The sequence below is a fragment of the Natronococcus sp. genome (assembly GCF_047921035.1).
Taxonomy (GTDB): Archaea; Halobacteriota; Halobacteria; order Halobacteriales; family Natrialbaceae; genus Natronococcus.
In genome coordinates, this window is record NZ_JBLRWX010000126.1 from 1 (window position 1) to 7,698 (window position 7,698).

Genomic DNA, 7,698 nt, shown 5'->3' on the forward strand with positions numbered 1-7,698 from the left:
TAAGTCAGTACCGGCGCAACCGCGACCCGTGCGGCGGTTGCGCCGGTAAATCGGTACAGCAATCCGTATCAGTCGTCCTCGTACCGCCCGATCTCGACGAGGTTTCCGTCCGGATCCCGGACGTACACCGACTCGAGGCGACCGACCGTACCGGTTCGCTCGACCGGACCCTCGACGACGTCGACGTCCCGCTCGCGGAGACGTTTCTCGACCTCGGCGATCGGCGTCTCGGTCAGCAGACAGAAATCGCCCGCGCCGGGGGTCGGCGCCGCGGCGACGTGCTCGACGTCGGTGTCGACTGGGTGAAGGTTGATCTTCTGCTCGCCGAACTGCAGAGCCCTGCGTTCACCCGTTCGTCCGTCGTCGAAGGTGACCACCTCGGCGCCCAGCGCCTCGTAGAACGCGCAGGTTCGCTCGAGGTCCGAAACGGTGAGCACGACGTGGTCGATTCCGGAGAGGTTCACGGCCGTTCGCCTCCGACTATCTGGTGCATACCCCGTTCTTCGGAGGCGCGACGAATAATCCTCCGTACACTGGTCGCGCTTTGCAGATACCGTTCCTCCCGAAGGACGGCGTCGAAATCGAAGGGATTTCGGAGGCTACCGCGAGAGCGCCTCCGAAACCTTCTCGATCGGGTGCGGTGGCTCCTCGCGGCCGTCGTAGCCCGCGATCTGGCTTCGACAGGACGCGCCGGGAGCGACGACCGTCTCGCCGTCGCTGCCCGCGATCTGCTCGAGGAGCACGTCGCCGATCTTCCGACTGAGCGAGTAGTGTTCGGCCTCGTAGCCGAAGGAGCCGGCCATCCCACAGCAGCCCGAGTCGAGCGCGTCGACCTCGTAGCCGACGGCCTCGAGGACGCCGGCCGCGTGGCCGTCCTTCTTCGTCGCCTTCTGGTGGCAGTGGCCGTGGTAGGTCAGCGCCTCGCCGGGGTCGGCGGTCGGAAGCCGGTCGACCAGGTCGAAGCGCTCGAGGTACTCGCAGACGCCGTAGGTGCTCTCGGCGACGGCCTCGACGTCGGGTCCCGAGAGCAGATCCAGGTAGTCCGACTGGAGCATGACGGCGTCGGAGGGCTCGACGAGGACGACCTCCCAGCCGTCCTCGACGTACGGGGCGAGGGCGTCGACGTTCGTCCGAGCGCGCTCGCGGGAGACGTCGAGAAAGCCCTTCGAGTGGGCCGGACGACCGGTCGCCGTCACGTCCTCGGGGATCCGGACGTGGACGCCCGCGGTCTCGAGGACCTGTACCGTCGCCTTCCCGGCCCGCGGGTGGTTGTAGTTGGTGTAGGCGTCGGGGACGAGCAGCACCTTGCGGTCGGCTTCTGCGGGGTCGACCCGAGGCCCTCGAGCGTCGAACCAGTCCTCGAGCGACTGGTCGGCGAACGAGGGGAGGTCGCGCTCGCGGGCGATTCCGAGGGTCTTCTCCGCGACGAGTCCCGATCCGGGCAGCGATGCGGCCCAGTTCGAGACGGGTGCCAGCGCGGAGCCGACGGCGTTGAGCCGGTCGACGTTGGCGAACAGGCGCTCGCGTAGGCCCGCACCGCCTTCCTGGTGGGCGGCGTGTTCGACCTCGGCTTTGAGTTTGGCCATGTCGACCTCGCTCGGGCAGTCCCGGGCACAGCCCTTGCAGCCGATACAGAGGTCCATGATCTCCGCTAAGAACTCGGCGTCGGTGGCGTCGGCGTCGAGGTCGCCGCTCATCGCCTGGCGCAGCGCGTTCGCCCGGCCGCGGGTGCTGAGGCTCTCCTCCTCGGCCGCGCGGTAGGTGGGGCACATCACCCCGCCGGTGGTCTCCTGCTCGCTGCGACAGCCCCCGCAGCCGTGACAGAGCTCGGCCATTCCCTGGAACCCGTTCTCGTTCTCCCAGCGAAGGGTCGGCTCGAAGCCGGCCTCGAACTCGTAGTCGGGGTCGAACCGCAGGTGCTCGGTCATCCGGTGGTCGCCACAGACCGTCCCCGGGTTCAGCAGCCAGTCGGGGTCGAACGTCGACTTCAGATCGCGGAAGAGCGCCCAGACGTCCTCGCCGTACAGCTTGCGGTTCCACTGGGTGCGGGCGTGGCCGTCGCCGTGCTCGCCCGAGACGGAGCCGCCGTACTCGACGACGAGATCCGTCACCGCGTCGGCGAGGGACTCGAACTCCTCGAGGCCGGCCTCGCTTTTGGTGTCGACCAGCGGGCGCATGTGCATACAGCCCGGCCCCGCGTGGGCGTAGAAGCTCGCGAACGTGTCGTGATCGGCCAGTACTTCCTTGAAGTCCGCGACGTAGTCGGCGAGGTTCTCGGTCGGGACCGCGGTGTCCTCGATGAAGGAGATGTGTTTGGCGTCGGAGGTTCGCGAGAGCAGGATCGGCGCCGCGCTCTTGCGGAGCTTCCAGAGTTCGGCGCGCTCGTCGGGCGCGTGGGCCTCGAGCGCGTCGAAGGCGCGGACGGGGTCGCCGGAGGCGGTCGCGTTCCCCGCGGCGTCGGCGGCACCCTCGTCCGCGGTCGGATCCGGGACGGTCTCGTCGGGCAGCCGATCGGCCAGCAGGTCGGCGACCTGCTCGCGGCCGTGGTCGTCGCTTTCGGCGTAGAACTCCACGAGCAGCGCGGTTTCGGTGCCCGCAGGGAGCTGTGCGACGACGTCGGCGAACTCCTCGGTTCGCCCGGCGAGGTCGATCAGCACGTCGTCGATCGCCTCGATCGCCGCGGGGTCGTGGTTTCGGACGATGGTGTCGACGTCGGCCATCGCCTCGAGCAGGTCCTCGTAGGTCAGCAGGGCGACCGACGTGGTCTCGGGGATCGGCTCGAGGGAGACCTCGACCGCCGTGAGCACGCCCAGCGTCCCCTCGCTGCCCGCGAACACGCGCGCGAGGTTGACCGTCGCGTCGGGGTCGGGCTCGCCGTCGATCTCGACGGACTCGCCGCTGTTCTCGTCGAACGCGTCGGGCTCGCCGTAAGCCTCCGCGACGAGTCGATCGAGGTTGTACCCCGAGACGTTGCGCTTCAGTTGCGGGAACGCCTCGGCGATCGCCTCTGCCTCCTCGTCGATCACGCGCCGAAGATCCTCGTAGATACGCTCGAGCAGGGTTCCCTCGGGGTCGGCCCGCTCGCGCAGCGTCCCGACCGTGACCTCGCCGAACCGTTCGACGGAGCCGTCCGCGAGGACGACCTCGCAGGCCTCGACGTAGGCGTCGGTCTTGCCGTACTGCAGCGAGTGGGCGCCCGTCGAGTTGTTGCCGACCGCGCCCCCGACCGTGCTGCGATTTCCCGCGGCGGGGTCGGGCGCGAACTTCAGCCCGTGGGGCTCGAGTTCGTCGTTGAGTTCGGCGAGGACGGCCCCCGCCTGTGCGGTCGCCCGTCGCTCGTCGGGATCGATCTCGAGGAGGTCGCCCATGTGGGTCGTGAAGTCGAGGACGACGGCCTCGTTGACCGCCTGGCCCGCGAGGCTCGTCCCCCCACCACGGGGCAACACCGGAATCTCCCGGTCGGCGCAGTAGGCGACGACGCTGGCGACGTCCTCGGTCGATCGTGGCAGGACGACGCCGATGGGCGTCATCTCGTAGGCGCTGGCGTCGGTCGCGTACAGCTGGCGGCTGTACTCGTCAAACCGGACCTCGCCGTCGATCCGTCGCCGGAGATCGGAGACGAGGGTCGGGCGGTCGATCCTGCCGCCGACGTAGTCGTAGTCCGCTCGCGGGTCGGCGGCGGGATCCTCGGCTCGCGGATCGTCGGGCGGCCCTAACCGAACGTCGTCGGGCGCCGCGGTCTGATCGCTGTGGTCGGTCGTCGTTCGATCGCCGTGATCGGTCGTCGACCGGGTGTCGTCGCTGGCCATGCGATCAACTCGAGTCCGGACGGAAGACGACGTTTTCGAATCCACGCCCGTCCTCGAGCGCGTCGACGTTCGTCGCGACGATGTCGGCCAGTCGGTCCCAGTGTTTCGGCGTGTGGCCGCCCGTGTGGGGCGTGATGAGGCAGTTCTCGAGATCCCAGAGCTCGTGGTCGTTGGGCAGCGGCTCGGGATCAGTGACGTCGAGGGCGGCACCCCGGATCCCGCTGAACTGCAGCGCCGAGACCAGCGCGTCGGTGTCGATGATCCCGCCCCGTGCCGCGTTGACGATCACAGCCTCGGGCGGCAGCGTCGCCAGCGCGTCCTCGTCGACGAGGTTGCGGGTGAGGTCGTTCAGCGGACAGGCCAGCACGACGTACTCGCTGCGCGAGAAGGCGTCGTGGATATCCTCCTCCTCGAAGCCGAGCACCTCGTCGGTCGGCCCGCCCTTCGAGGGCGTGTAGCGGATGCCGATCGTCTCGACCTCGAACCCCTCGAGGCGCTTGACGATCTCCTGGCCGATCGAGCCGAGGCCGACGACGGTGACGGTGCTGTCGGTGAACTCGTGGGACTGGAAGTGGCGCCACTCGCCGTTCGATTTGCGTCGCCACCCCTCGTGGAGGTTCCGCGCGAAGACGAGCATATTCGCGATCGACTGCTCGGCGATGCCCGGCGCGTGGATCCCGCCCGCGTTCGTGACGACGACGCCGTGTTCGGCGAGCGCGTCCATCGGCACGTGGTCTGTGCCGGCAAACGTACACGCGAAGAGTTCCAGTCGGTCGGCGTCCTCGAGTAGCTCCTCCTCGATCGTGACGCCCGTGACGACCTTCGCCTGCGGAACGAGTTCGCGCTCCTGTTTCGGCGTGCGGGCGAGTTCGACGGTCGCCTCGGGGAGGCGCTCGCGCAGCGTTTCGGCGTACGATTCCATCGAGAGTCCTTCCGTCCCCTCGCGGAGGACGACGATATCTGGCTTGCTCATGATAGTTCACGCCTGAGCGACGCGTTGGCGTACGATTGTCACCATCTACCTTATCCTTTTTGTGTAGTCGACGTTAACGACAATTGTGTACAATTAAGTTCGTGGGGGGAGTCATCGACTCCCATGAGCGACCCGATCCGGAACCGACTGTCCGCCGTCCGCCGGGACTTCCACTGTCACCCGGAACCCGCGTGGCGGGAGTTCTACACCACGCACCGCCTCGTCGAGGAACTCGAGCGCATCGGCGTCGACGAACTGGCTATCGGCTCCGACGCCTACGACCCGGCCGATCGGATGGCCGTTCCCGGCGAGGACCGCCTCGAGGATTGGCGCGAGCGCGCTCGCGAGTGGGGGGCCGACGAGGACCTGCTCGAGTGCATGGCCGGCGGGAACACCGGCGCGGTCGCGGTGCTGGACCGCGGCGAGGGGCCGTCGATCGGCCTCCGGGTCGACATCGACGGGCTGTTCATCGAGGAAGCCGACGACGTCGACCATCTCCCGGCCGCCGAGGGCTTTCGCTCGAAGATCGACGGCGCGATGCACGCCTGCGGTCACGACGCCCACATGACCTGGGGGCTCGCGGCGCTGGAGGCGATCAAGGACAGCGACTTTTCGGGTCGGCTGGTCGTCTTCTTCCAGCCCGCCGAGGAGGTCAGCGGCGGGGGCTGTCCGATGGCCAAGAGCCGCTTCGCCGACGATCTGGACTACCTGCTCGCGATCCACGTCGGACTCGACCACCCGACGGGTGAAGTCATCGCCGGGATCGAGAAACCGCTCGCGATGTGTCACCTCGACGTCCACATCGAGGGCGAGTCGGCCCACGCCGGGAAGGCCCCCGAGGAGGGAGCCAACGCCATGCACGCGATGGGAACCGCCATCGAGAACATCTACGCCATTCCGCGCCACAGCGACGGGATGACCCGCGTCAACGTCGGCTACGCCGAGGCCGGCAGCGCGAGCAACGTCATCGCCGAGAAGGCCCGCATGGAGGCCGAGGCCCGCGGCGAGACGACCGAGCTGATGGAGTACGTCGAATCGCGGTTCGAACGGGTCGTCCGCTCGGCGGCGAAACTCCACGACTGCGAGGCCGAGGTCGACGTCGTCAGCAGGTCCCCGCGGGCCGACAGCGACCCCGAACTCGCCGCCGTGGTCGCCGAGGTCGCCCGCGGCGTCGAGGGGATCGACAGGGTCGTCGAGCGCGCCGACTTCGGCGCGAGCGAGGACGCGACCTTCCTCATGGAACGAGTCCAGGACGAGGGCGGGCTGGCGACCTACCTGATCGTCGGCACCGACCACCCCGACAGCCACCACACGCCCCACTTCGACGTCGACGAACGGAGCCTCGAGCACGGCGCCGCAGTCCTCGTGGAGACGATCCGCGCGCTCGAAGACGGAGAAGCGACCGAGCCACAGTCGTCCGCAGCAACGGGAGGGACGCGGTGAGCGAGCGCCGGATCTCCCCCAAGGACGTCGAGGCGGCCCGCAACCGCATCGCCGACGTCGTCCACCGCACGCCGCTCGACACCTCGCGAACGTTCGCCGAACTGAGCGGCGCCGCGTCGGTCGGGCTCAAACTCGAGAACGTCCAGCGGGCCGGCTCGTTCAAGATCCGGGGGGCGTACAACCGGATGGCCCAGCTCTCCGAGCGCGAACGGGAGGCGGGCGTCATCGCCTCGAGCGCGGGCAACCACGCCCAGGGCGTCGCGTTGGCGGGAGACCTGCTGGGGATCGAGACGACCATCGTCGTCCCCGAGGTCACCCCCGCGGCGAAGATCGAGGCCACCCGCGGCTACGGCGCCGAGGTCATCGTCGAGGGCGAGATCTACGAACGCTCCTACGAGTACGCCCTCGAGCGGGCCGAGGAGACGGGCGAGACGTTCGTCCACCCCTTCGACGACGAAGCGATCATCGCGGGCCAGGGAACGGTCGGCCTCGAGTTGCTCGAGCAGTACCCCGATCCCGACACCGTCCTCGTCGCCATCGGCGGCGGGGGGCTGATCTCGGGGATCGGTACCGTGCTGAAGGCTGTTGATCCGGATATTCGGGTCGTTGGGGTGCAGCCCGAGGGAGCCCTCCACGCCAAACCCGCCCTCGAGAACGACCGCATCCACGAGCTGGCGGACGTCGACACCGTCGCGGAGGGGATCGCCGACACCCGGATGCTCGAGACCACCTTCGCGAACGCCCGCGAGGTCGTCGACGACGTGGTCGGCGTCACGGATCGCGAACTCGCGACCGCGGTCACGCTGCTGGCTGAGCGAGCGAAGACGGTCGCCGAAACCGCGGGCGCGGCGCCGCTTGCGGCCGCGCTCTCCGAGGAGACCGACCTCGAAGACGAACGCGTCGCCGTCGTCGTCTCCGGAGGGAACGTCAACCTCTCCGAGCACGCCGAGCTGACCCGCACCGGGCTCGGGGAGCTCGGCCGCTACGCCGAGGCCCGACTGGCCGTCGCGGGCTGGCCGACGACCGTCGGCGACGTCGTCGAGACCGTCGAATCGGAGGGCGCGGAACTCGACGTCCTCGAGCGCGCCCGCCGCGGGCCGAACGACCACCCGAACCGCGTTCCCGTGACCGTCGGGCTCGAGGGCAGCGGTCCCGACCACCTCTCCGGGGTGCTCGAGTCACTGGGAGCGCTCGAGGACGTTTCGGTCGTGGAGAGCGGGCTCGAGTGATCGCCTCGAGCGGATCGACGGCGCGCCGTCGTCGCGGTTCGGAAACCGCGAGGTGATAGTCGACGGACGTATCAGAACCGTCTTGCCGCTGACCTCGCACTACCGAGACGATGGAGACCGACTCGGAGACCCGCGCGACGCTGTGGGTCATCATCGCGTCGGCGACGCTGACGGTGATGGCCGGCGCCATTCTCGGCCCGATCGTCCCGGCCATCCAGTCGAATCTCGAGGTTTCCGAGTCGCT

The 7,698-nt window shown here is 68.9% G+C and carries 5 protein-coding genes; 2 read left to right on the forward strand and 3 right to left on the reverse strand.

The features are described 5' to 3' along the window. Nucleotides 1-68: 68 nt before the first annotated feature. The 3 genes from ACNA7R_RS18025 to ACNA7R_RS18035 all read right to left on the reverse strand — a co-directional run bounded on the left by ACNA7R_RS18025 (nucleotide 69) and on the right by ACNA7R_RS18035 (nucleotide 4,782). Nucleotides 69-464 carry a VOC family protein gene (locus ACNA7R_RS18025; protein ID WP_416284907.1) on the reverse strand — a complete coding sequence of 132 codons (396 nt, stop codon included), beginning with the start codon at nucleotides 462-464 and terminating at the stop codon, nucleotides 69-71. Nucleotides 465-599: 135 nt separating this feature from the next. Beyond that, nucleotides 600-3,809: an FAD-linked oxidase C-terminal domain-containing protein gene (locus ACNA7R_RS18030; protein WP_416284908.1), complete on the reverse strand. Its 3,210-nt coding sequence runs from the start codon at nucleotides 3,807-3,809 to the stop codon at nucleotides 600-602. 4 nt (nucleotides 3,810-3,813) lie between these two features. Further along, on the reverse strand, nucleotides 3,814-4,782 hold the full coding sequence (locus tag ACNA7R_RS18035) for an NAD(P)-dependent oxidoreductase (protein WP_416284909.1): 969 nt from the start codon (nucleotides 4,780-4,782) through the stop codon (nucleotides 3,814-3,816). A gap of 123 nt (nucleotides 4,783-4,905) precedes the next feature. Between ACNA7R_RS18035 and ACNA7R_RS18040 the strand changes: the two genes are divergently transcribed. Next, nucleotides 4,906-6,225: an amidohydrolase gene (locus tag ACNA7R_RS18040; RefSeq protein WP_416284910.1), complete on the forward strand. Its 1,320-nt coding sequence runs from the start codon at nucleotides 4,906-4,908 to the stop codon at nucleotides 6,223-6,225. Then, nucleotides 6,222-7,454, forward strand: coding sequence for a threonine ammonia-lyase (gene ilvA / locus ACNA7R_RS18045; protein WP_416284911.1), 1,233 nt, complete (start codon nucleotides 6,222-6,224; stop codon nucleotides 7,452-7,454). Before ACNA7R_RS18040 ends, ilvA begins: the two co-directional genes overlap by 4 nt. Nucleotides 7,455-7,698 lie beyond the last annotated feature (244 nt).

Bases quoted from the DNA above. Each gene is read 5' to 3' on its own strand.
- ACNA7R_RS18030 (WP_416284908.1), bottom strand. From the start codon at position 3,809: ATGGCCAGCGACGACACCCGGTCGACGACCGATCACGGCGATCGAACG.
- ACNA7R_RS18035 (WP_416284909.1), bottom strand. From the start codon at position 4,782: ATGAGCAAGCCAGATATCGTCGTCCTCCGCGAGGGGACGGAAGGACTC.
- ACNA7R_RS18040 (WP_416284910.1), top strand. From the start codon at position 4,906: ATGAGCGACCCGATCCGGAACCGACTGTCCGCCGTCCGCCGGGACTTC.